Below are 24,776 nucleotides of genomic sequence, written 5' to 3'. Positions count from 1 at the left end.
CCCCTTATTAATTTAAGTTACACTCCCTTGCGGATAATGATCCCTCGTCCTTCAAGTTGCTTTATTGCTTCAGCTTTCTGTTCTTCAGTGATATTTGCTGGCCACACCACTGCATGATCTGCTAGTATTGCACTGCGAGTAATAATTACTCCTTTCATATCAGAATCTTTGCTATGTATATCGGTTGTAATTACTCCTACTGCTGTTTGTGTGCCGTCTGTTCCAGTGGGGTTCAGCACTCTAATAAAACCATCATCTGTCTTCTTGGCAACTACTGTACCAAGTTTAATATTTTGACCTTTCGCTACATTTATCTGGTCTCTTGAATATAGACTTGATGCCTCATACTTTAATAAGTCACCTAGATTATTTTGTTCGGTTATACATGTCATATTTTCTTTTCTCCTTTTTTTCCTTTAGTTTTACCGCCATGTTTGTAGTTATTGTACGCGGCGGTTATAAAAAAACTTAAATACTTGATTGTGCTCTAGCTTTAGCTACCTGCATCATCAATTCTTCTCCTGAATTCTGTGGTATTGCACTCAGTATCTCTGTCTTTTTCGTTCGCTCTGCAAGTAACTCCATTAAAACTTCCCGTGCTTGCTCAACACTTACGCTTTGCTCAATAAATTCTCCTATCTTTTCTGGCATCTTTGATACATTACATAATCTTATTATCTCTAAAATTTCTCTACGACAGTTCTCGTAGCTTTCCTCAATAGTTGTCATACTAACACTCCTACTTTTATGATTGTTGATAAATTCAAAAAATGTTGTAACTCCATCTGCAAGACCTATTTCTATTGCTTTCTCCCCAAAATATAGCCCTGCCTCTGTTGATCGAATCTTTTCAATTGAAAGACCTCTGTTCCTTGCTATCAGCTGCACAAACATTTCATATAGTCGGTCTACTTCTTTTTGTAAGCTTCCCAGACTTTCAGACGTCATTGGCTCATGTGGGTTTAAATCATTCTTTCGACTACCAGCAAAGATTGTGGTGTACTTAATACCTTGCTTTTCATCAAACCTACTTTGATCGATATGACTTGCTATTACTCCAATACTGCCAACACCAGAAGTTCTGCTCACAAATACCTTCTCAGCGCTAGAAGCTATAGCATATGCAGCAGAATATGCATCATCATTTGCTATTGCAATAATTCTCTTTTTTGTTCTTGATTCATAAATAAAATCAGCTAGGTCAAAGACACCGTTTACTTCCCCTCCTGGACTATCTATGTCAAGTAGAATCGTCTCTATGCTTTTATCTCCTAAAGCACTCTCTATCTCTTCATGAATATTTTCATACGAAGTCATATCTAAAATATGATCAAAAGCTTCTGTTTTTTTTGTCAAAACTCCATAAATACGTATTATTGCTATTCCTTTTGGGTTTATATGAAAATGCTTTAAGTTCTTAAAGATAGGTTGTTTGCTGTTATATAATGATAGTAGTTCAAAGCTTCTTCTCTCTACCACTACTGGTTTATTTATCCACATCACCTTCCTTCCCTTTTATGATTAACATCAGAATCGAAACAAAGTCCAAAAGAATTAGCTCGCTTTTGATCTTCTGCTATTTCTTGGTCAATTTCTTCTACATCGTAACCCATTTCTGATACTACTTCTGCTCGACTTTTGAAGCCATTTCTTACCGCCATTTGCTGTGCTTGCTGATCTTTCAGCGGGTCCACCCAATCAAACCCTTGCGCTATCCATTTTACTTCTTTTGCCCCTTTTTTTGTCCATTCTTCTCCTATATCGAGTTCTCCTGAGAGTAGGGCTAATTCTAACCACCTATCCCATACTGGACGGCAAAATTGAAATACTACCACGTTATGCTGTAACATCGCGCACCTCCTACGAAACTCTATTAACCCAGCTCGGATTGATGAATAATTGACACCCGTTAAATCCCCTGTTAGCTGCTCATACGTTATCCCTGTGCCTACTGCTATTGCCCTGAGCTGCTGTTTCATGAATGCTTCATAACTTCCTCCAACATCTGATGGTTCTGAAAATCTTATGTCTTCCCCTGGATCAAGTAATTGCATAGTTCCTGGCTCTAACCCAGATAGCGCTACTCCTTGTTCATTACTTTCTCCTTCTCCCATTATGTTTGCTTCAGGATCAAGTCTCGTAATAAATCCTGCAAACATCGCTGCTGTCTTTTTCCTGACTAATTCTGCATCATCGTATTGATCAAGTTCATAGAGCTTTAAAAGTACACTGGACAACCACGGTATTCCTCGTATTTGCCCAGGTCTTAGGGGTCTGTAGATGTGTAAAACATCATTTGCTGGTACACGAACTGATTCTCCAAATGACCCTTCTCCTGGATGTTCTCGAAATAGGTAATATGCTTCTCTTTGCCCAAGTCGGTTGAATTCTATGCCGCTTCTGATAACGTTGCCATTGGAAAGTGTCTGATTACTCTTATTATCTAAATGTTCAGATTCAAGTACTTGTAATTGCAAAGGTACACATAAACCATCTCCAGATTTTCTCGTCCTCAGTCGTACAAAACATTCACCCCCTTCAACCATGCTCCTACAAACCAATGCCTGTAGTCCATAAAAATCACTTATTCCACTACTGTCCGCTTCATCTGTCCATCTCAGCCATAATTCTTGCACTTTTTTACGAAATTCTGGATCTTTAGCCTTTGATTGCGGTTTTATTCCTGTTCCAATAGAGTTACTTACTATGGTATCAATAATATTAGCAGCATAAGGGTTTTTCCTTACCATATCACGTGATCGACTACGTAAGTGTTCAAGGCTTTGAGAAAGCAAATTGTTTATACTTCCTAACTCTGGTTGAAAGTGAAAAAATCTTCTTCCTGAACCTGCTGCATCCCATGCAGAGCTTTTTATCTTTGGTTTGTTGAATAATTGTTTGAATGATTTTAATAGCATTTTTGAATTGTTAATTATGCAGCAGTTTATTGCACAAATCTGACATTAAAAAATTACAGCAAGCTGCTGGATAGCCTGGTTGTTAACACTTTATAAATTATGCATGAGGCTTGTGCACAATCTTATTCTGGGCTGCGTTCATAAATGTCCTTTCGATGTCCCATTGCAGTAATAGTTACTGTGTGTTTTGAGTAGTTTATCCTATAAATTACACGATAGTCACTTACTCGTATCCTAAAATACCCTTTAAATTCATGAGATAATGCTTTACCTATTGCTCTAGGGTTGGTTGCAAGACGACTATCTACAGCTCTTCTCACTCTAGATCTTATCGTTGGTGGTAATGCAAGAAAGTCTTCCTCAAGAACTTTTTTTGAATAGATAATATCGTATCTCAGCTTGTATCTCCACTTTTAGACTGTTTTTGCAGATAATATTCTATTCCAGTCTACATCCTCACTTCTAATTTCTTCATCACCTCTAGCATCACGCTCAAGAGAAAGCTTAGCTAACTCTATATCTACTTCATCTATTTCATCATCTTCTTCAGATAATTTACTTGCTTCAATTTCTTCTTCCACTAGGTCCTTTACAACTTCTTCTATAGTTCTATTTTGAACTTTCGCCATTTCTGTAAGGTACTGAGCAAATTCCCCCTCAAAATTTACATTAACATTAAGCCTTCCTTGACTTTGAGCCATATTATTCACTGTAAGATATCAACTGTGAACTATAACATTTTTACATAATTTTGTCAATCCCCTTGCTCGTTGAAAAAACAATTTTCCTCTTTGGCTTCACACCTGCAACTTTTAGTTCAGCTTTAATACGTTGCCGTAGATTCAGCAAGTCATTTATCTGGACTTCAGCATATTTCACAACATGATCACCATACGCAATTGATACTACTCTCTCTCCATTTTGTAGTTTCTTTATCGCTTCTTCGACTTGAATTAAATAATCTTCGTTATACATTTACTACTTGCTGATCCATTTACTTTTCACTATTTTCTTTGATTTTTTACTTTCTGGTTTTTCACTCAAACTATTCCACTTACTCTCTGGCCATCTGTCTATTCCCAGTGCTATCGATGCTGCTCTTGCGTAAATTCGGCAATCTAGTACTTCATTTCTTTCTCTTACCTTCTGCCACTCTTGTTTAGTGTATCCTTTTACTACCTTGCTGACTAATTGCTCTGCCGTTAGCTGCTTAAAATATTCAGGTGCATACTCCGGAAAATGACAATATCCTGCTGGCACTTTCTCTTCTTCTTTCAAAATATTAAGTAATTGAAAAAGCTCTGACTTTAATATCGATACTCCCACTGGCCAGAGCTTTATTCCTCTCTTTAGCTTTTGACCACCAACTGTTATATCTACTCTACTTGGGCTGCTAAGTGGTACTAGTGCTTTATTTACACCTTTGACTGCCATTACTCTTCCAGATCCTTGATGACCTCTTACCCAGTTGTATACTTCCTGTGTTGCATATCCTGCATCAACTGCCATCATACTTATCATATATTCAAGCCCATTTTTACCGATAAAATGATGACTCAGAAGCTCCGAAAGCTTTTTCCATACTTCTCCACCTCCTGTATCTCCTTCAAATACTCGGTAGTCTATTGACCAATTTTCACGGCTTTTTCCCCAGGCTACAACTTCCACCTCTAGACGATCTTTTTGGACATCTACTCCTGCAGTAAGTACTACTTCTCTCCTAGGTACTGTGCCAATCTGAAAAAATTCTCTCCTGTTAAATAATTGCTTCCAGTCTGGTACTTCTCCTTTATCTACCCAAGTTTCTCCAAGCGTTGTGTTTATCCAAACTTTTAGTAATTGTTCACTTTCTTTTGCATGAAGAAAATCTTCTACTGCTTGAGTCCAGCTATACCAGCCTACTGGACTATAAAGACTTGAAAGATGAAATCCTTTTTTCTCACCTTTTACTCTATTAGTAGGTCTCCATTCTCCACGCTCAAGCATCTCTGTCTTTTGATGATTTTCTATTTTGCCGCTACATTCAGTGCAGACATAATGTGCTGTTCTTGAGTCGTTGTTTTCCCATTTAATTTGTGACCATTTTAGAACTTGATAGTAATTACAATACGGACATGGTACAAAAAAGTACTGCTTATCTGTTGCTTCAAATTCTTTCTCAATTCTGCTTATTCCATGAATCGTTGGTGTCGATACTAAAAAAATCTTTCGCCTTGCAAATGTATTAGTTCGAGCAATACTGAGCAGTACTGGATCTCCTTCTCCTCCTGAATCTCCTGGGTAAGCATCTATTTCATCAAGAAAGAGATATTTTACTGGCATAGATCTCAGTCCTACACTACTATTCGCTCCAGTTATTACTACTATTCCACCTGGAAACTCCTTACTTTGTACAGTATTCCCTGAATCTCTTGACCTTGGGTCTTTTACTTTACTTTTTAAACATGGCGTACTCTCTATTAACGGTGCAAATCTTCCCTTCGACCAACGTTTTCCCATTTCAACTGTTGGCTGTACTACCAGCATTGGACCAGGAGTCTGATCTATGATGTAGCCAATCCAATTGTTACCAGCTTCTGTTCCACCAATCTGCGCTCCTTTCATGAATACTACTTTTTCTGCTGGTGAGGACGGAGAAAGTGAATCCATGATCTCTTTTAAATAAGGAGTTCTCTCTGTTCTCCATTTTCCTGGCTCTGATGCTGCAGTTGGTGCTAAAACTCGATACTCATTTGCCCACTCTGACACTTTAAGCTGGGGATCTGGTCTTAAACCTTCAGAAAAAGCTCTAGCGTATATCATTGTCTGCATCTACTAGTAATTGGTTCTAACTCAACGTCATTAACAGTAGAACTACACTCCTCCAGTTCCATAAACATCTTTTTCTGAAATTCGTTTTCTATATATCTTTTGCTCACCTCACTTATCATTATTGCTATAATAAGTGCAAATATCCCTGTTATTGTTGCAAAAATGATTGCATTGCTTATTGTTGTTGCTGTTAACCCTATACATACCGCTATTGCTACTGCACTTACTGAGGTAAAAACACAGATCACATTGTTGTATTTTCTTACTTTTGCATCTCTATGTTCTATACACCTATAATAAACTGGTACAGACTTGCCTATCTCGTCTGGTAATTTGATGCTCTTTTCTTTAAATAAAGTTTTTAGCAATTCTAAATTATTTGACTTGATTGCTAAGTGCAAAACAGGTGTATAGTTTGCTCCTTTTTTCAGCAATAACTTTACTACATGTAAATGCCTTTTTTCTGCAGCAAGATAAATTGGTGATAGACCTTTATTATTTACAATATCAATATTGATTTCTTCTTTTAAAATTGCATCTACAATCTCAATTTCTCCTCTTTGTGCAGCTAAATGGAGTAGACTATTCTTTTCAGAACCGTATTTATTACTCATCAAAGCCTTCTTTATCTCAGGTTTAGCGTAATCAAATGGTGTCTTGCCGCTATCGTCTTTTACCAGAGGGTCTATATCTTCTCGTGTTAGTAAAACTTCTATTGTTTTAAGTCTTTCAGCGTAATGTAGTGGTGTTTTACTTTCGTAGTCTTGCAAATTGACTTGAGCATTAGGCTCCTTTATTAAGGATTTGAGGATATCAAGACATAAGTCTCTTTCATCGTAATTAGTATTACTTACAGCTATATGCACAGGTGACAATTTCATTGAGTTTTGTCCCATGCGTGCACTATTCACATCTGCTCCAAGCTTTAGCAGTAACTTTACTATTTCCAACTTTTTGTTATTAACTGCATAGTGCATTGGTGTCTGATTTCGTGCATCAAAGACATCTATTTCAGCATTTCCTTCTTTCACTAAAATTTTGACAATATTTTCATGTCCTATGCCTGCTGCTAGATGTAATGGAGTATGATGCAGAGTATTTCGTACATTAACATCAATGCCTTTTCCTATCAAATATCTAACTGCATTAACTTCACCTATCATTGCAGCTAAATGAAGTAAGCTATCTTGTTCTGACCCGTATTTGTTATTAATTAGCGCTTGTAATATTTCTGCTTTTTTCCCTTCTTTGGCGTAATCAAGAGATGTTTTACCATCATTATCTTCTATAAAAGGATTAATGTTCTTTTTCGTGAGTAACAGATCTACCATACTTAATTCATCAAACTCTATAGCGCAATGTAGTGGGGTTTTTCCGTTTAATCCTCTAACATTTACATCTACTCCTGGTTGATTGATGAGACATTTTATTAACTCTAAACTTAAGTTATCAGACATTTTATATTCAAAATCTTTTTTATATTTGAAATTTAGTGTTAGATAATTCTTCAAGTGAGTTTGTAATCTCTTCAGTTAGCGCCATATGAATCTTTTCAGTGTCACTCAGTGATGCAAGCAATGCTGAAACTCTATTTGGAATATTAAGTAAATTATTACGGACAACTCTTGCTACATTAAATGCATCGCGCTTTACTTCTTCTACTGCTACAAGTTCTCCTATCTCAGCCCTAGCTTTTGCCTCAAGAAGTTTACCTCGTTCCATTTCATTTTTTATTCGCGTTTTAAGCAACATCGTGGAAAGTTTTTCTCCGCTTTCTGAATAGTTTTTTCTTCTCAGTGGTTGACTTGGATCTCTGATTGTTTCTATAGCCCTGTTTGCTTGTTCTCGGTCAATGAGTCCATCCTCCAACTCAACTATTCCTTTTTTTACTAAATAACAGACATATTGCTTTGATACTCCTATCTCTCTTGCCCATTCTGTTTGTGTGATTTTCACTTTTTTTTCTCCTCTCTCTTGTTTCTACGAATTTTCTTCTTGAATTTCTGCAAAAGTTTTACCAGTACTGGCTAAAATGGCATCTCTTCCGGTATATACTTGCCAACGTTTTATGGTTACATCTACAAATTTTGAATCTAGCTCTATTGTTCTGCAAATTCTTCCTGTTCTCTCACATGCAATCATCGTGCTGCCAGAACCGCTAAATGGATCAAGTACTATGTCTCCTGATCTGCTGCTGTTTACTATTGCTCTCTCCATTAGCTCTACTGGCTTCATTGTTGGGTGCAGTGAGTTATGTATTGGCTTATCATAAAACCACAGATCACTTTGATTTCTACCTCCATGCCACTCACGTTTATTGCCGCTTTTCCATCCATAGAGCATTGCTTCGTATTGTCTTTGATAATCTGATCTTCCTAGCGTAAAGTGATTCTTTGCCCAAATGATAAATGTTGACCATTTTCCTCCTGCCTCCTCAAATGCTTTTTGCAACGTTGAAAACTCTGATGATGATATGCAGATGTAAATTGCACCTTTCGTATATGCTAAAATGTGGGAACAGATGTCGTAGAGAAAAAGCTCATACTTTTCACCTTGATTATCATTTAATATTTTTTTATCTTCTCTTTCCTGACTGCTACCGTAATCAACGTTATATGGAGGATCACATACGGTAATATCTGCCATTTTATCGTCTAATACCGCTTTATATGATTCAACTACAGAGCTATCACCACAATAGATTCTATGATCACCTAAAATCCAAAGATCACCTGGTTTTGTTACCTTTTTGTCATCAATAGCTAAGTCAGAAAAATCTTCTTTTTCACTATCTAAATCATCAAGGAAATGTTGAACTTTTTCTAATTCAAATCCTGTCATTTTAAGGTCAAACTGCAAATCTTCTAGCTCTTGAATTTCCACTTTTAAAAGATCATCATCCCACTTTGCCCAATTAGCTGATTGATTGGCAAGTAATCGAAAAGCTTTGGTTTGTGGTTCGTTTAAATTATCACTTAAGACCACTGGAATACTCTCCATACCGAGTTTTCTTGCTGCTTTAAGTCTTAAATGACCATCAACCACAGTACCATCGCTTTTTGCAACTATTGGAATACGAAAGCCGAATTCTCGAATAGAAGCACACATTCTGTTGACTACATCGTCATTTTTACGTGGATTACGCTCATATTCGACCAGATTTCGAGTAGGATAGTAGTGGATTGCTAAATTCATATCTTAATAATTAAAAAGTTAATATTCAAAATATATCTGACGCTAGAGAAGGCCTGGGGTTGAACCCACCAAACCCGCCATTATGGCCGAAAGGACCCACTTTTACGGTATTTTTAATGTGTTAAAATCTTTACTAAGATTCATAACGTAGAACATTAATGCCAAAGCATCTGCTTGATTATCATCTCTAGGTGAAAAACCTTTTTCACGTATCGCTTCAATAACTTCACTCTTACTTGCATTACCTTTGCCTGCTATAAAGCGTTTTATAGTTTTAACATTAACACCTTGGTAGGGAATATTGTTCTCTTCACACCAAGCAGATAGAACGGCAAGAAAACCACCGTAGCAATGCGCTGCATCAGTTCCTAGATGTCTTCTCACTTCTTCAAAATACACTGCAGTGAACTCATGTTTCAAAGAATTAAGCCAATTACGAAAATTCAAGAAGCACATGCCACCTCCGCTAAAACGACTACCATGAAAGCCTTTGCTTCCACTTTCAATTATTCCATCTGTTAGAATTGCCCAGCCCGTTTGTTTGCCGAGGTCGAGTGTTAAGATTGACATTACTAGAAATTAGAGGTACGTTGTAGTGTGTACATAATATATATACACGGTAACTTCAAAATTCGTCCAAAAAATTCTATTTTTTTATTGAAGATATACTATAATAAGTTTATTAAACATAATAAGTTAATAAATGTTGCTCGTTCCATCCACTGAGCTATCTCAGCCTAAGATACTACATTTGCATATTATAAATAACTCAATCTACATAAATAACATTCAAATTATCAGTAAGCATTCAGTAGCACGCCTTGGTATTATGCACGTTTTGTTAGCTCAGTTTTGGCAGGATTTCAAAAGCGGATTGCCAGCAGAAAAATATAAGTTCCTTAATATCAATCAACTAGGAGAGCTCTTGGGTTTTAATTCAGAAATTCACAATTTAGAGTACAAGATTAGAAGGCCACTAAATAGAATGATTAAAGCAATAAAAGAAATTTTATCCAAAGAGCTTGGTGCAAATTGTAACGACGTTATTGAAAACATTGGCTGGCCAGGATATTCTTGCAAAGACCATGGTTATCGTCTCAATCCTTTTATACTTTCTTTAGGTGCTGCTAAGTCTACAGGACGTTTTTTGTAGCAATTTACTTGAGTTAATCTCAAAACTCTAACTTATTCATCTCTTATAATGGATTACATTCATATAGAGTTTGTATGCCTTTTATTCGCGTTTTTAGCGGTATTATAGAGGCTCTTTAGTATAAGATAGAAACACACAAACCTAAACTCATAAAATGCTTTAAAATACTGTATTTGCTTCTTTTTATTTTTGTATCTTTAATCAGTAGTTTATAGTAAGGTAGAAAAGGAAAACAAGGCCTTCAACACAAAGCATTCCGTCTCGCAGTCGCTTCTGTTCTTTGCCGTTCATCTGGTTTATTATTTTGAAAAAATATTTTACAACGAATAAAAAACGTGATAAGCTAGGCAAGGGTTTCTTCTACAAAGATAAAAGTTTAAAGCAAAAGAAATGCCTCGTAATTGAGTTTTAAGCTATCCTACACGAGCAACTTAGGTCTCAGTGATCAATTGTTACCATGAAGTCGTAAAATCCCTTTAAAACCGCACTAATTGCAATTATCTCTAAATTGTATCTTTTTCATAAAATCTAAGTAATGTTTTGCAGTGGTCTTTTTGATCTTCCTTCTTTTTGATAATTTTTATTTGTAGTTTATATATTTATTTTATTTATTATTTATTACTATTGTTATTATATATATATAATATATAAGGGTTTTAGGAATGGTAAAATCAGCCATATTAGCTCACTTTAAGTATGTAGTTACTAGGAATGCTTTTAGGAATGTAGGTCAAAAAGTCTAGGTTTTATGCAGGTTTTAGCTTCCTTGATTTCTAACTGTTTAGTGAATAACCCAGGAATCAGGAATGTAATTCAACCATTTGATGTCTTATCCCTTTTTAATTGAAATCATAGCTTATAATAGGTTGTAGTTTCTGGCTCCAAAGTTAATATTTTTGATTAAGTAGATTGAATAAAAAAATAGATTAAACTCTAAGATATTTAAAGAGCATACCAGTGTTTTTAATGTAAATGTTCATGTGGTTCCATAGATAATCTCTGTTTTTTGATTCTATCTGTCCATTTATCATTTTCTATATCTTGTTTATTGGTTGCTTGTTTTTCTTGTTCAATAATTGCCTTATCTACCTTCTTATGAATTGCATCAATTGCATTAATCGCACCTTTTTTTTCGCATATTTCTCTTTTCCCTTCAATAATTAAATTGGTAAAAATATTTACAACACACTGGACTTGATTATGATCAACCTCACCTTTTATCAAAGAAGGTAAAGATTCTAATTCCATTACATGTTGATCTATATTACTTTCTATACCTTCGCTATTCATCAACTTTATTATTTTATCATCAAACTCTTTCAATACTTCTGGTGCTATTTTACCTTGAAAGAAAAGCCCTAAATTATCTGCTACTTCACTTATTAATAACTCTCTATTTTCTTTATTATCTTCCAATTTAGCATAATCACTTAATAGATCCATAACTGCAGATACTCTGACTTCAATAATATCATCAACATCTTCACCCCCTAGAGTAACTCCTGGTCCCAATAACCTCCCTCTGAGATTTTTCCTTAAAAGATTGATGAACTCTTCATTTGCATCTGATCCTGTGGTTGATATCGTACCATCTAAATGGTTACTTACTTTAATTTGAGTACCTAAGACATGCTCTATTTGTATTTTTGTCTCATATTTAAACCCTAATTCTGCACAGAATTTCTGAAAATATTCTTTAATAATGTCAAACAAGGTCTTGCCATTATCTTTATAGTTTTCCAACTCTTTAGGAATAGTAAGTGATAATTTACCATCTCTGTATGTTACAAAGTCTTTATCATCACAAGATTCAATTATAAATTCCAATGAACTGGACAGATTACATATTTTATCTCCATGCATATGATCTTTGACAGAAAGTATTGGTAGCTTCATGTTAGATCTAATTCTTACATTATTTTGGTTAGCACAATCAATGTTTATTACTTTTTTAGGATTTTCTACTATGAACGACTGTCCAAGTGCAAGTTGGGTTTGTATAAATGGAGCAGCCTCATACCCGGCTTGATTACAATTGGTGACTAGCTCTTCTAAAATAGCATCACTTGGAACTTCTGCCCCAGCGTATCTAAACATTTTTTTGAAAACTTTTTTTGCAAAGGAACGGTAATCCTTGTTTTCATCTCTCTCTATAGGTAGTAGATCGGTATACTCTTGACCAGCATTGTAAAATTCTTTAAATTCTTTCTTATATGAATCAGTTTTTTGATTATCAGCAGTTTCAGGATTTTCGCAATGATCCTTCCACAACTCGCCAAATGCATCTTGTACAATCTCTTTCTCAATATCTTTAAGTACTGAAGCAACAAATGCTTTGCCATGATCCGTATCTATTTCTCTTGTTCCTTTTTTGTTAAATATTTCGTCATTATATATATCATCACTATTAAAAAGTTCGCTTCTGCGGTACTTAGCTCCTTCCTTAAATGCAATAATAAAATTTTTATCTATTTCTTTTCCGTTAATAATAAAATTCATCCTTTGAAAATCTAAGAACATTGTTTCACCGGAATTCGCCAATTTATTAGCTTGATCTACTCTTAATTTACTAAAATTGAATTCTTTAGCTGTAGCCTTTAATCTAACTACTGGATTCTCCTTTGCCTCTTTCATAATTAACACCTTACTATAAATATGCTGTAAGTTGTATCATATAATGATAAATAATTTGATAAGATATTAAGAAAACTGATAGTATATTTTCGAATCCCATTTATAGTACTTTAAACCTGTATGAGGGATTTATAAATAAAGTAGAGATTTATAAGTTTTCTCTACAGCTAAAATCCTCAGCTCCAGGAGTGAATTTTCCTACACCACAAGCAAATGGTCCTGTTGTAACGTCAAGCCACTTATCCTCTCTTGAACCTTTAGACATTCCTTTTACTAACTGCTTCGCCTGTAAAAGTTCCTGTACCATACGTTCTAGTTTGTCTCTTCCCATATTGTAAAAAATTTCAGGTAGCCTATGCCGTTGTTTATATACTCCTGTGCTTCCTGTATGAGTAAATGGATGTCCTGCAATAGCAGATCGTTTAATTGCATTGATAAGGTATATCTTAAGACTTTTATCACTAACATCTTTAACTTTTAATTGCGCTGTTATATCTTCTAGTAGTCCTGTTTCTTGATTTCTTAGGTAAGTACGTACAGTGCGATCAGCTAACCCATTTGCCTTAACAACTGCCCCGTTAAATAAAGCATTTTGTCTTGGAGTTTCCCCCATTGACCTAAAGATTTCTTGCTTAGCTGTATCTTCTATTGGCCAAAAAGCATATGAACATCTAACACCATTAACAAGGGCAGAGGTACCTCTAATTGCATCTCTTGCTTGCTCAACAGTTAGTATAGGTTTTTCTCCTTTTGGTTTTCTCATGTGGTGAGCAGTAATAATTGAAGCTCCAGTACTACACGCTAGATCAGATAGCAAACACATCAGATAATCTCCTACAGCAGGATCAGCATTTATATCTGCATGAATAAATGAAGCAAGTGGATCAAATACTATCAGTTTTAGATCTTTTATTTCCTCGAGCTGCTTCATGATTGATTCAAATTCAGGAGAAATTTCAACGATTTTACCACGAACATTTCTGAGTATTGTAAGTGATCCTCTGACATTTGGCAGTGGTACAATAAATAATTTATCTTTATGTTTTAACCTTTCGCACTTAGGGTCAAGTCGTTCTAAGCGGCGGTGTATCTCACTTGCATCATCTTCTGCTGAAAAAATTACCACTGATCCATGCTCAGTAACAAATGAACCAAAACTACATATCTGATCTTTATCACTTATAACTTTAAGTGCTAGATCAAGAAGAAGCATGCCTTTACCTGTATCTCCCATAGCAGCCACTATTGAAGTAACTCCTAAAGGAAATACTCCCTCAACAAGAAACTTTTGCTCTGGTACCGGACCTACAAAGCGTTCTGCACTCCAGTCTAAAATCTTTAGTGGCGGTTTAATCATTACTTTTTTTGCGTTGTTCTTGATAAAATCAGAGACGTTTATGCTTTCTTGTAAATAGTCAGCAGCATCCCAGCCTTTCGGTTTATTCTCTGGAATTTTAATCATAGAAAGTGATGCAATACCTAAACTAATAAGTTTTGTAGTAGCATTTTCAGCATACTTTTTACCTGCTTCATCATTATCTGGCCATATAATAATGTGTTTACCTTTAAGTGGAGTCCAATCTGTTTTTTCAATAGGTGCATTTGCTCCAGACATTGCTGTTGTTGCAGTTATTCCTTTCTCTATCAGCGCTTCTGCACATTTTTCTCCTTCAACAAGAATAACTTTATCGGACTTCAAAATACCTGGAATATTATAGAGTGGCCTTATCTTCGGTGCACCAAAGTCGGACTTTTTTATATCAAAAGGAAGATATCGCTTCCCATTATCATCATCGTAACGATAGATTCTAACAATAGCTTGGCCGTTTTCACCGTAATAATCCCAATATGCAGTTGGACTACTTGAAGTTTTGAAATGACCAAGCCACTCAGCTATAGAAGCCATTACTTCAGGAAACTCTATTCTTGTACTTTTTCTATTTACTCCCGCCCAAAGGTCGATAATGTCACCACCTTCTCCTGTTGCAAAATCATGCCATAGGCCAGCTTCACTACCACTTAATTCTACTACTAGACTCTTTCCTTTATCACCTTGTACATTGCCTACATAAAACTTATCACCACGAAAAGTTCCTCTTGGTAATAGATATGAAAGGCATGATCTGATATTTAACAGAAGCTGAGCTTTAAGTTGTTCTTTTTCTACTAACGGTGCATTTTTTCGTGGAGCTGCAGTATTAAAATCACAATAGATACCCATAAAATCTCCAATATATTTAAAGTTTAGAAATTTGGTTAAGCTGTGGCTATCCAGCGTCCGTTAACCATGTTTATGAATTTTGTTGGTATTGGTTTGCCGTTTTTAAGTTCGTACATCAATTGCAGAGTATTCCTTTCTGGCCTAAATATCATTACTCCAGATGTATATAAACTTCTTAAAACATTAGCACCACTCAATGCTTGAAATGGATTCTTTTTTAACGTGGTTGTTGACACTTTTTTTGTGTAATGTGTAACTATTACTCCAGCCGTAGGATTAGTTATAGAGCGTAGTTCATCAATACTATTTTGCAGAAAAGAGATCATACTCCTATAATCAAAAACAGAGTCTATTACTATAAGATCAACTGTTTTTACATCGAGATTTTCCGACATAATTTCCTTTATTTTTTCCACATTCAAAGTTAACTGTACTTTTTTAGTAATAACTAAGTTTTCTGTTCCTTCATCAAGGATTTTCTTGCTGATTCTTAGCTTCTGTAAGCGCTCTCTTATGTAATCATATTCCATTTCATTCTGTAGATAGAATATCTTAAGTGGCTTTGCAGGCTTCATACCAAGAAATGATACTCCAGCAGCTAAATGTACTAACATGGAAAGTAGAAAATTACTTTTTCCTATTTTTGGAGTTCCACCTATGACCAAAAGACCACTTGGAGTTAGAATTCTTGGGCCTATTATATCTTTTGGCATTGGTGATTTATCATTCAAGTAATGCCTTGCTGAAAACGATGTAATTTTATGTTTTGTTGTGTTTTCTTTAGTATTTAACCACTTCTTAGCGGAATTTATATCACCTTTCACTAAAGTCCAAAGATCAATGATATCACCACTAATTCCTTTAGTAAAATTATGCCAATTTCCAGCTTCTTTACCCACTATTTTAACTGTAATCATATCCCCGTCACAGTTGCCAACATAAGTCCTCTCTCGATAAAAATTACCGTTTGGAATTAGGTAAGGTACACACTCCTTAATATTATCAATCAATAATCCTTTTATTTCCTTTCTCTGCATAAAACCCCCATACATACTTTTCATACGTTTAGAGCTGAGATTAGCTAGCTCACAAACAGTTTCAAAAGACTCTGAATCAAACCATTTAATTGCTTCTTTCTTTAGCTCTAGATTTTTTCCTGCTGCATCTTTGATAGCTCTCTCAATTACAGCAATCCAGAGCTTCTCTTCGTCGTACTTCAAAATGGCAACCAATCAACTTCAGATTGTTCTGGAGTAATAACCGTAGCAATCTTGTTCTTTTCTCCATACCGATCAGCTTCAATACCAACTTTTGCAGTAAACTCTACCCCGTTAAAGTCAGCTATAGAGTTGACTTTTCTAGCAATAGCTGCTTTTTCTGAAGTGTCATTTGAATGAATGTTCCGTGCTGACTCCAAAATACTTCTAAGCATAGAACGACCAGATTCTCCCCAAGTATCTTCTCCTTCAACTCTTGCTTTGCCACTTTTAATACCAATTACTTGAAAAATCTTGCGTTTTGCATATGGACCTTCAGTGACAGTAAATTCAGCGTTTAAATAGATGCTGCCGGTAGCATAGCTTTTAGTGAACCAATTTTCATAACCTCCTGGTTTAATTGCCATTTTTACCTTGACTATTGTACCTTTTGGTATTAAATTACTCTTTAATTTTGCAGTATTAAAATCAGTTAAAAAATCTGTTAGCATATTGTTCCCTATAAATTAAGTAAAAAAAAGAATCAACTCCATTGGTCTACAAGTTTCCAACGACCATTTATCTTATCGACAAGCTTGCTTGCCACACGTTCACCATTTCGCAGCTCAAACACTATTTGACGGGTAGTGCTTTCTTCATCATGAGCAAACATCACCATGCCAGTGCTATAAAATCCACGTAAAGATCCAGCACCGCTTAGGCCTTGAAATGGATCTTCTTCCAGCATCTTTTTGGATAGTTTTTTTGTGTGGTGGGTAAGGATTATACCTGCATCTGGATTAATAATGTTCCTCAGTCTTTCAAGCGTTTTTTGCAAAAAGAATAGCATAGCGCTGTTGTCATTTTCATTACCATATTCACTTGAGTTAAAAATGTTACGAAGAGGATCAATTGCAATAATATCAGGTTTAAAACGCTCTTTAACAGTATTTTTGATTTCATCTATTTCTTCACTGCTGAAAGATAATTGCACTTTTGGCGTGATAATTAAGTTATTGGCAGCTATATCCAAAAGTTCCTTATCAAGTTGAAGCTGTTGCAAACGTTCCTTCATATAGTCATACTCAATTTCAGTTTGCATGTAGAAGATCTTCAAAGGTCTATTTGGCATCATACCAAGAAATGATCTACCAGCAGCCATGTAGACAAGCCAAGAGATCAAAAAGTCGCTTTTGCCGATTTTAGGTGGGCCACCCAGTACCAATAAGCCTCTTTTTGTTAAAATTCTTGGTGAGATTATATCTTCTGGTATTGGTGATTGATCATTCAAGTATTCTTTCACACTGAAAAAGGGAATTTTTTGACCGATATTGAAAAAGCTTTGTTCCATAATAATTATTCTCCAATTTTTAATTAAGCAATAGGTGCCAAAGTTTTGGCTTTAATTTTTGCAAGTAATTTACCCAAATGTGGTTCTTCAACCATATTCAAGCAGCCACTGCGATCTTTAGCTGGATATCCCCAAGAATTAATAGTCTGACAGACAAATGAACGTTTCTCTGTTCCATCATCTTTCTTGATTCCAACCATGCTGATTACCTCATCAACTATCCCTGGAATCTCACTAGCAGTTTTAGCCCCTTCACATTGAGGTAGCCATGTTGAACGATTACAGTCATCGAGATATTGACCTAGTGTGCCAACTATGATGATGTCTTTATCTCTGATGTGTTGAAACTGATTGAGCCATGCCATCATCTCTTGAGCAAGTAACCCATAAGCAGCTCTTTTATCTTCTTTTCCCGATCTATCAGAAAAACACTCAGGTTGCATCCTTGCCCATAAAAGACATAAACGTGAAGCAACGGTTATACTATCCACAAAGATGCATCGGTATTTAGAAACTTCAGAAAGAAGATCTTTGTGCTTGCTACAGACATGCTCATAGTGTTTTTGACTATACGCCTGATCAGATTTTAGTGCAGGGTTCGGACCACCAATTAGGCAGGCAATATCCCGAGCTTGATTCCAAGTACGAACACTAATTGAATCTCCCTGCCAATCTTGAACAGCAAGCAGACCTGCTTCAAAATCAAGACATAGTGTTGGTTCACTTATAGTCTTTAAGAGGCTGGTTTTACCAATACCGTAAGGACCAAAGATCACAATTTTTGCTCCTGTTTGTGTCTTCATTCGTTCATCTCTATCAATTATTTTCATTTTTCTCCTGGTTTAATCACTCAGATATATATACACGGTGACCTAGGTAATTCGTCCAAAACTTATCGAGCAAATCTCATTTTAAAGATGAAAATTTATCGCGTATTTGCCTTAAAATGTTGTAGACAGTTGTTTTTGGTATACCTGTTATTTTTGCAGCTTCAGTAATAGTAGAAACCTTAAGCAGCTCACATAGTTTTCTATGAGATTTCGGTAATTTTGAGATTATATTTTTTACGTCAATGTATACCATTATATCATCTTCAAGATATTTAGAATCTGGTATGTTATCATCAATACCAAAGTTAATCTGACGTTTAGTGCATAGTTGGTTACGCAAGAGGTTACGAGCACGACGTCTAGTTAAATTAGCAACAAAAGTATTAAAGCTACTTCTTGTTTTATCATACAAACTAAGGCAAGGCCAAACCTCACAAAAAAGTTCCAGCTCTATATCTTCAAGACTCCTATCAATAAAACAGTTAGTATGATTAAGACAGCTAGCATAGTACTTTATATATTTAACAATTATTGGATCAACGCCTGAAAAAGAATTTTTAGATTTCATAAAAACCTCGAATAATCAAAGATTTATTACTAATTCTTCTTTCGAGACCCTGCAGAATTTAAATAAGAGTAATTTGTCTATTATGAAAAATAGAATAAGACAATAGTTATTTTATTAATAGATCAAATAAGACTTCTCTAAAATTAAATAAGACAGATGAAAATCGGATGAGAGAGAGTTTGATTTTCAGTGAATTGCTGAAATTTAAAATATATTCACCTTGGTCTTCCCAATAACGAAATTTGATATAAGCTAGTTAGAAAGACTGGCTAATTTCCAAAAATCTTATTTAAACAGTGGAATATTGTATTGGTGCACTACTTTTCTATGATTTAGTTGATTTTCAAAAGCTGCCTTAAAATTATTTAAACTTTTTTTATATTGTTTGGACGAATTGTTGAGCAACCGTGTATATATATAATACAGGAGCCAAACTTTCAAATGTCAATACTCACACAATCAGGTCGAGCAGCAATAGCAGCAAGTATAAAAGAGCAATCTCTACATCTTGCCTGGGGCAGTGGTGATGCAAGCTCTGGAAGTAGCCATAAAGTAGAAAAAACTTTCGTTAAGGGTGAAATAAAACTTGATCATCAACCTGTTAAAGATGTGAAGGTTTTTACAGGACAAACAACTTATCAGCCAAGTATAGATTATATAGTTGATAGCAGTACTGGTGTAATAAAACGTACGGAAAATAGCTCTATCACGGCAAATAGTGCAGTTACTGTAGAATATACTCAAAGCACACCACCTGAATCTATAAATTCTATAAAGCTCTTGAATGAACTTGGCAGACGTACTGCAGATGAAGTGCTATTCTGTACAGGTGATGAGAATGGAGAGCTTTTGACTCCAACAGGGAGGTTTAACCCTTCTAATGTACCAACTAATAACTTATATCTTAAATTTAACTTCGATTTCAACGATGCTGCAAATCAAGTTATACGGGAATTAGGGGTTATGGTTGGTACTAAAATAAAAGAAGGATTACCTGAAGGACAGAGATATTTTGAACCAAAAGACGTGGAAAATCCTGGAATTTTGTTAGTTTTAGAACACACCGTACCACTTATCAGAACTGCAGCAACCAGGGAAACTTTTTCATTTGTTGTAACTTTTTGAATTTTTCTAGCATTAAATGACTTTAAACGCCTATTATAACCGCTTTAATCCTGACAAAGAATATGAGAAAAGCTTATTTCTTGCTGGAAGAGGTCTACAGTCTGCAGAATTAAATGAGACTCAGGAGTATGCTCTTTCTAAGCTTAAAGGCATAGGAGATGCAATATTTCGTGATGGTGATGTGATAACGGGAAGCAATTGTATTATAGATAGAGAAACTGGTAAAGTTACGCTTGAATCAGGAAAAATCTATCTGCGCGGTGCAGTTAGAAAAGTTGAAAAAGAAGAATTTGTTATTCCACTGAGTACCACAGTTCGCATAGGTGTTTATTATGTAGAATCTACGATTACAGAACTTGAGGATGAAAACCTTCGTGATCCTGCTATTGGTACAAGAAACTATCAGGAAGTAGGAGCTGCAAGGCTTAGAGCTACTATCACTTGGGGTTATCAAGCAGAAGGTCTTTCTCCACGTTTTTCTGAAGGAGAGTTTTATCCAATCTATAACATTGAAAATGGAGTATTAATAGAACATTCACCACCTCCACAAGCAAACATAGTAACTACTGCTCTTGCTCGTTATGACAAAGAGGCAAATGGTTCCTACGTCGTAAATGGTCTTGAAGTAATGTTCCTGCAAAAGGAAGAGGGAGAAGGAGGAAAAAAAATATTTGTGATTAATGAGGGCAAAGCTCATGTTGATGGCTATGAGATTGAACTTCCTCACAGTATTCGTGTTTCTTTTGATGAAGATCCGGATATAAAATCAGTTGAATCAGAACCACATACTTTTCAGCCAAATAGCCAAAGAGTAATGGAACTGAAGGTTAATGATTTTCCAATAAGTGAAATCAAAAAAGTAGATATAACCGTTCAAAAAACCATTACCATTACTCACGGTTCATACTCAGGAGCTGTTGATCCAATACCTGACTCTGCGGTACTTGAGATTATTCAAATTAAACAAGGCAATGTTATTTATGAAAATAGTATAGACTATAAGTTAAATGCAGGAAACGTTGATTGGTCATTACCAGGTAAAGAGCCAGCTCCTGGAAGTAGTTATCAAATAACTTACCGCTGTCGTACTCATGTAAGCCCTGAAGATATAAGTGAAGAGGGATGCAAAGTAAAAGGAGCAGTTGATAACAGCTTGGTTCTGATTGATTACACCTGGAAAATGCCCCGCTTTGATTTAATTACTATCGATAGCAAAGGAGTGGTGAGAAGAATCAAGGGAATTGCCCATCCCTGGAGACCATCAATGCCTAAAGCACCTAGCGGACAACTTTTGCTCTGCTACATTCATCAGACATGGAAAAACGGAGAAAAAGAAGGGGTAAAAATAGTGAATAATGCTATTCATGCTGTACCGATGAATGAGCTTGAAGCAATGAAAAAAGGAATAAATGATCTTTATGCGCTGGTTGCACAGGAACGTTTACGCAGTGATGCAAATTCAAGAGAACCTACCACCAAAAAAGGAGTATTTGTTGACCCATTCTTTGATGATGATATGCGTGATCAAGGAATTTCGCAGTTTGCAGCAATAGTAAATAGAGAGCTAGTTCTGCCAATAGATGTAGAAGTTGCAGATATTGAAAAAGGTGGGGAAAGATATCTTTTGCCATATGAACTTGAACCGGTACTGGAGCAGCTTTTACAGACTAAAGGAGAAAAGATCAATCCATATCAAGCTTTTGATCCAGTCCCGGCACAAATTACTCTAAATAAAAACATTGATCACTGGACGGAGGTAAAAACAAATTGGAAAAGTCCAGTAACCAGAGTATTTAATGCTAAAGAAACGACAGAGCTGCTGTCAAGTACTTCATACGAAACTGAATTTATGAGAGAAGCAGTACAGAATTTTGAAATTGAAGGTTTTGAGCCAGATGAAAAGCTTAAGGAAATAAAATTTGATGGCATTTCTATTATACCTATGGCATAGAGGAAAAAAAAGTGGAAAAAAGAGCTAACAACCAGGGAAAATTAAAGGGAAAGGTGAAAGTACCAGCAAACATTCCAGCAGGTACTAAATTAGTACAGTTTTATGGGGATAAAGGAAGCTATGGAGAGGCAACTTATACTGGTAAAAAAACTATTACTATAGAAGAAAGAAGAAGAGTTATCGCAGCAAGAAGAGTTGATCCTTTAGCACAAACATTTACTTTAAATGAGAGCAGACACATAGGAGGTCTAGAGTTATGGTTTGTAAATAACGGCAAAAAACGTGTTGCTGTGCAGATTAGAGAAACAGCAGTGGGAATGCCCTCGCAGACTGTCATTGCTGAAAGTTATATTGAGCCAAAAGATATAAAGATAGATGGCACAGCAACACGTATAGAGTGGTCACCAGTGTTTTGCCATGCAGGAGAGGAGTATGCAATAGTATTACTTACTGATGATCCTGGTACTGCAGTAAAAATAGCAGAACTTGGCAAATATGATGCAGTAAATAGCCGCTGGGTAACGAGTCAACCATATCAAGTAGGAGTATTACTTTCATCAAGCAATGCAAGTACCTGGACTCCACATCAAAATTTAGATTTAACGTTTCGACTACTAGCTGCAAAATTTAGTGAAGTTTCTCATGTTGTTGATCTGGGCAAAGTTACTGTAAATAATGTATCAGATTTAATTGTTTTGACGAACGTCGAAAAAGTAGCATTTGATACCAATGTAGAATTTATCTTAACGGATGAAGAGGGAAGAGAAAACTTTTTGTCTGATAATTTGCCGCTTGCACTGCGTGAAAGAATAAATGGGGAATTAACGGTAAAAGCAAGCCTAAAAGGAGGTCAAGAAAAAAGTCCAGTTCTTTATCCTGGGTTACAGCTAGTTATGGGTAATATAGGGGAAAAAGGAGATTATGTAACTAGGAGCATTACAGCAGGAGCTAACACTAAGATTACCATAACATATGATGCGCTAATACCTGGCACTGCAGATGTTAAAGCATATGTGGAACAAAGCGTCAAAGGATGGCAATTAGTAAATTTAACATCAGGAAAACCAATTGGAGAAAATTGGGTAGAGAGAACTCATGTGCTGACAAACTTTAATGGCAATGAGACTAGGGTAAAATTAGTTTTGAGTGGAACGGTTGTTTATCGTCCTAAAGTCAAAAATCTCAGAGTAATAGTAACATAAAATTTAAATGACTTTTGATCAAACCAAACGAGGATATCCACTGCCTCATCCAGAAAATATTGCAGTTCAAGATGTGGTACGTATTCGAAGAGCTATAGAAAAAATAGATGAAGATATTACCGAAAGAGAAGATGAGCATAATCAACTAAAAAATAATTTTAAACGATTTAGATTTGAAACTTTTTTGAATTTTTGGGAATGAAAGAAGCAATAGAAGCGTTACATCAAAGGATAAAGGATTTAGCAGCAAGTAGCACACCTGATCAACTGGCATATCTTGCAAAATCGCTGGAATTGATAGCAGATAAAAAAGCTATTTCTAATATTGTGCAAATGGCTAAAATAAAAGAAATAATTGACGCACTACAAAAAAGACTTAAGGATTTAGCGGCAAATAGTACACCAGATCAATTAGCATATCTTGCTAAAGCACTGGAATCAATAATCGGCAAAAGTTCAGTTTCTGAAATTGTACAGATGACAGATGGTAAGTTAAAAGAACTTCTTGATAGTGCAAAAAAACACCTAAATGATATAAACAGCAATAAAACAACCTCAATATCAGCAATAACTGCAGTAAAAACAGATTCCGTTGATGAAATCAACAAGCTTAGGGATAATTCCTTAAATACTTTAAAAGCATCATCAGATTCACATATATCACTACTTGATACAAGAAAGAATGCCAATATTGCAGCAATAAACAGTGTTGGCAATGATCATAAAGATGGTCTTAAAGGTTTAGTGAATAACTTCCGTACTGTTAATGATGTACCAAGTGGCTCATCAATCATGAAAGAAGTAAGAAATCGTCATATGATTGAACCTGGAGCATTACCTTTTTTATTTGGTGTACTAAGTAGAAAAAATAATTACTTTGGCCACGGAACTTTTACAACTGAGCTTGGTCAGTGGAGTAGTGATGTAACAAAAACAGACTATATGCTACAACTACTAGCAGGTACTCACACATATGATACAAGCTATGTTAGTTTTTATCGGCCAAGACAACTCAGTTTTTTAGAGGGAAGCAAAGGTACATTTATCTATGGAGAATCATACCCAAGATTCATGTATGATGGATTTTCGGAGCAATTCAATATGCTGAAATACCCTTATGCTGCATTGGGACTAATATTCGTAAAAAACACAAGCAATGTAGATATAAGTAAAACTCTAAACTTTGTTGGATCTGCAATGTGGTATAAAGATGAAGTTAATTATGGAGGAGCAGGATTATTTATAGGTACACCTGATAAAACTAATACAAGGAAGTCAGAGATTTCGAGAATTACTTGGACACGTATTTACCAGCATGAAATTAACAGTCCTGAATTTATTGCATCAGGTAACATACTCATTCCAGCAGGAAAAACCGTTACAGTGTTACTTTATACGTCATCTAATCTTCACTCAGAAGGTGAAAGAGTTGGTGAGACACCTGAGTTCTTTGCAAGTGAGCACACGTATAGCACAATCTATGGTCAATTTATTCAGTGGGGAATATATAACTTTCGCAGCAATTTTCTAACCACGGGGCTTGAGATAGATGTAGAGAGAACGCTAAGGGCTTGGCAATGTCCAGGATTATCTAACACGCATGAGATTTGGAGGTAACAAA

At 35.6% G+C, this 24,776-nt stretch carries 24 protein-coding genes; 6 read left to right on the top strand and 18 right to left on the bottom strand.

All coding sequences use genetic code 11. From position 1 onward, the window contains the following. Positions 1-17: 17 nt before the first annotated feature. The 11 genes from AAGD68_RS00660 to AAGD68_RS00610 form a co-directional block, all read right to left on the bottom strand. A complete protein-coding gene (locus AAGD68_RS00660) occupies positions 18-392 on the bottom strand; it encodes a head decoration protein (RefSeq protein WP_341814246.1) in 375 nt (124 codons plus the stop codon). A 76-nt stretch (positions 393-468) separates the two neighbouring features. Then, a complete protein-coding gene (locus tag AAGD68_RS00655; protein ID WP_341814245.1) occupies positions 469-1,500 on the bottom strand; it encodes a S49 family peptidase in 1,032 nt (343 codons plus the stop codon). Beyond that, entirely contained in the window at positions 1,500-2,918 is a 1,419-nt protein-coding gene (locus tag AAGD68_RS00650; protein WP_341814284.1) for a phage portal protein, read from the bottom strand. The genes AAGD68_RS00655 and AAGD68_RS00650 overlap by 1 nt, the downstream gene beginning before the upstream one ends. A gap of 122 nt (positions 2,919-3,040) precedes the next feature. Continuing rightward, the gene (locus tag AAGD68_RS00645) at positions 3,041-3,238 is read right to left on the bottom strand and encodes a type II toxin-antitoxin system RelE family toxin (RefSeq protein ID WP_341814283.1); all 198 of its coding nucleotides are present in this window, start codon (positions 3,236-3,238) and stop codon (positions 3,041-3,043) included. A gap of 93 nt (positions 3,239-3,331) precedes the next feature. After that, positions 3,332-3,619: a hypothetical protein gene (locus tag AAGD68_RS00640; RefSeq protein WP_341814282.1), complete on the bottom strand. Its 288-nt coding sequence runs from the start codon at positions 3,617-3,619 to the stop codon at positions 3,332-3,334. Positions 3,620-3,659: 40 nt separating this feature from the next. Beyond that, positions 3,660-3,893, bottom strand: a complete 234-nt coding sequence (locus tag AAGD68_RS00635) for a gpW family head-tail joining protein (protein WP_341814281.1) — start codon at positions 3,891-3,893, stop codon at positions 3,660-3,662. A gap of 3 nt (positions 3,894-3,896) precedes the next feature. Further along, positions 3,897-5,720: a phage terminase large subunit family protein gene (locus AAGD68_RS00630; protein ID WP_341814392.1), complete on the bottom strand. Its 1,824-nt coding sequence runs from the start codon at positions 5,718-5,720 to the stop codon at positions 3,897-3,899. Beyond that, positions 5,717-7,186 (bottom strand): ankyrin repeat domain-containing protein, encoded by a 1,470-nt coding sequence (locus AAGD68_RS00625; RefSeq protein WP_265026784.1) that lies wholly within the window; start codon positions 7,184-7,186, stop codon positions 5,717-5,719. Before AAGD68_RS00625 ends, AAGD68_RS00630 begins: the two co-directional genes overlap by 4 nt. A 19-nt stretch (positions 7,187-7,205) precedes the next feature. Beyond that, positions 7,206-7,685 (bottom strand): hypothetical protein, encoded by a 480-nt coding sequence (locus tag AAGD68_RS00620; RefSeq protein WP_065095468.1) that lies wholly within the window; start codon positions 7,683-7,685, stop codon positions 7,206-7,208. Between the two features lie 24 nt (positions 7,686-7,709). Further along, positions 7,710-8,924 (bottom strand): DNA modification methylase, encoded by a 1,215-nt coding sequence (locus AAGD68_RS00615; protein ID WP_264687110.1) that lies wholly within the window; start codon positions 8,922-8,924, stop codon positions 7,710-7,712. A 102-nt stretch (positions 8,925-9,026) separates the two neighbouring features. Then, the gene (locus AAGD68_RS00610; protein ID WP_264704635.1) at positions 9,027-9,494 is read right to left on the bottom strand and encodes a crossover junction endodeoxyribonuclease RuvC; all 468 of its coding nucleotides are present in this window, start codon (positions 9,492-9,494) and stop codon (positions 9,027-9,029) included. A gap of 133 nt (positions 9,495-9,627) precedes the next feature. On the opposite strand from AAGD68_RS00610, the gene AAGD68_RS00605 reads away from it, so the two are divergent. Then, complete coding sequence (locus AAGD68_RS00605) at positions 9,628-10,077, top strand: hypothetical protein (RefSeq protein WP_264374875.1); 450 nt, start codon at positions 9,628-9,630, stop codon at positions 10,075-10,077. Between the two features lie 963 nt (positions 10,078-11,040). Here AAGD68_RS00605 and AAGD68_RS00600 read toward each other — a convergent pair. From AAGD68_RS00600 to AAGD68_RS00570, 7 genes are all read right to left on the bottom strand, one after another. Continuing rightward, on the bottom strand, positions 11,041-12,711 hold the full coding sequence (locus tag AAGD68_RS00600) for a hypothetical protein (RefSeq protein ID WP_264704636.1): 1,671 nt from the start codon (positions 12,709-12,711) through the stop codon (positions 11,041-11,043). Positions 12,712-12,859: 148 nt separating this feature from the next. Further along, positions 12,860-14,932, bottom strand: a complete 2,073-nt coding sequence (locus tag AAGD68_RS00595) for an AAA family ATPase (protein WP_341814280.1) — start codon at positions 14,930-14,932, stop codon at positions 12,860-12,862. Between the two features lie 35 nt (positions 14,933-14,967). Beyond that, positions 14,968-16,152 (bottom strand): AAA family ATPase, encoded by a 1,185-nt coding sequence (locus AAGD68_RS00590; protein WP_065095311.1) that lies wholly within the window; start codon positions 16,150-16,152, stop codon positions 14,968-14,970. Then, positions 16,149-16,640: a hypothetical protein gene (locus AAGD68_RS00585; protein WP_341814241.1), complete on the bottom strand. Its 492-nt coding sequence runs from the start codon at positions 16,638-16,640 to the stop codon at positions 16,149-16,151. Before AAGD68_RS00585 ends, AAGD68_RS00590 begins: the two co-directional genes overlap by 4 nt. 32 nt (positions 16,641-16,672) lie before the next feature. Continuing rightward, entirely contained in the window at positions 16,673-17,479 is an 807-nt protein-coding gene (locus tag AAGD68_RS00580) for an AAA family ATPase (protein ID WP_341814279.1), read from the bottom strand. 23 nt (positions 17,480-17,502) lie between these two features. Then, the gene (locus AAGD68_RS00575) at positions 17,503-18,309 is read right to left on the bottom strand and encodes an ATP-binding protein (protein ID WP_264687104.1); all 807 of its coding nucleotides are present in this window, start codon (positions 18,307-18,309) and stop codon (positions 17,503-17,505) included. Positions 18,310-18,385: 76 nt separating this feature from the next. After that, positions 18,386-18,877, bottom strand: coding sequence for a sigma-70 family RNA polymerase sigma factor (locus AAGD68_RS00570; protein WP_264374869.1), 492 nt, complete (start codon positions 18,875-18,877; stop codon positions 18,386-18,388). Between the two features lie 441 nt (positions 18,878-19,318). Here AAGD68_RS00570 and AAGD68_RS00565 point away from each other — a divergent pair, with 441 nt between their 5' ends. Genes AAGD68_RS00565 through AAGD68_RS00545 form a run of 5 tightly spaced genes read left to right on the top strand, consistent with a single transcriptional unit; the run spans position 19,319 to position 24,772 of the window. Next, positions 19,319-20,002 (top strand): hypothetical protein, encoded by a 684-nt coding sequence (locus AAGD68_RS00565; RefSeq protein ID WP_264374868.1) that lies wholly within the window; start codon positions 19,319-19,321, stop codon positions 20,000-20,002. 16 nt (positions 20,003-20,018) lie between these two features. Next, positions 20,019-21,953 (top strand): DUF4815 domain-containing protein, encoded by a 1,935-nt coding sequence (locus tag AAGD68_RS00560; protein WP_264687103.1) that lies wholly within the window; start codon positions 20,019-20,021, stop codon positions 21,951-21,953. Between the two features lie 11 nt (positions 21,954-21,964). Beyond that, on the top strand, positions 21,965-23,155 hold the full coding sequence (locus AAGD68_RS00555) for a hypothetical protein (protein ID WP_264374866.1): 1,191 nt from the start codon (positions 21,965-21,967) through the stop codon (positions 23,153-23,155). 7 nt (positions 23,156-23,162) lie between these two features. Beyond that, positions 23,163-23,357 carry a hypothetical protein gene (locus AAGD68_RS00550; protein ID WP_341814278.1) on the top strand — a complete coding sequence of 65 codons (195 nt, stop codon included), beginning with the start codon at positions 23,163-23,165 and terminating at the stop codon, positions 23,355-23,357. Further along, positions 23,354-24,772, top strand: a complete 1,419-nt coding sequence (locus tag AAGD68_RS00545) for a hypothetical protein (RefSeq protein WP_264374865.1) — start codon at positions 23,354-23,356, stop codon at positions 24,770-24,772. Before AAGD68_RS00550 ends, AAGD68_RS00545 begins: the two co-directional genes overlap by 4 nt. The last annotated feature ends 4 nt before the right edge of the window (positions 24,773-24,776 follow it).

The sequence above is a fragment of the Wolbachia endosymbiont (group A) of Machimus atricapillus genome (genome assembly GCF_964027095.1).
In the GTDB taxonomy this organism is placed as follows: domain Bacteria; phylum Pseudomonadota; class Alphaproteobacteria; order Rickettsiales; family Anaplasmataceae; genus Wolbachia.
This window is presented reverse-complemented; position numbering and strand designations above follow the sequence as displayed.